We start from the raw sequence: 223 nt of genomic DNA, 5'->3' as shown, positions 1-223 counted from the left end.
AAGGATTGGTGGGTCAGAGTGGACTTGAACCACCGACCTCACCCTTATCAGGGGTGCGCTCTAACCAGCTGAGCTACAGACCCATCTTTGATAAACCTATTTAACTAGGTCTATCTTTTACTCTTTCTTCTATCAAGCAAATCTGTGTGAACACTCAACAAACATTAAGTTAGTCGTATAGGTAAGGAGGTGATCCAGCCCCAGGTTCCCCTAGGGCTACCTT

1 tRNA gene is annotated in these 223 nt (G+C 45.7%); it reads right to left on the bottom strand.

From position 1 onward, the window contains the following. Positions 1-6 precede the first annotated feature (6 nt). Positions 7-83: transfer RNA gene (locus tag KO537_RS23040), tRNA-Ile, on the bottom strand. Between the last annotated feature and the right edge of the window lie 140 nt (positions 84-223).

The sequence above is a fragment of the Shewanella sp. NKUCC01_JLK genome, assembly GCF_019345615.1.
In the GTDB taxonomy this organism is placed as follows: Bacteria; Pseudomonadota; Gammaproteobacteria; order Enterobacterales; family Shewanellaceae; genus Shewanella; species Shewanella oncorhynchi.
The sequence above is the reverse complement of the archived record's forward strand: the minus strand, read 5'-3'. Positions and strand labels throughout refer to the sequence as shown.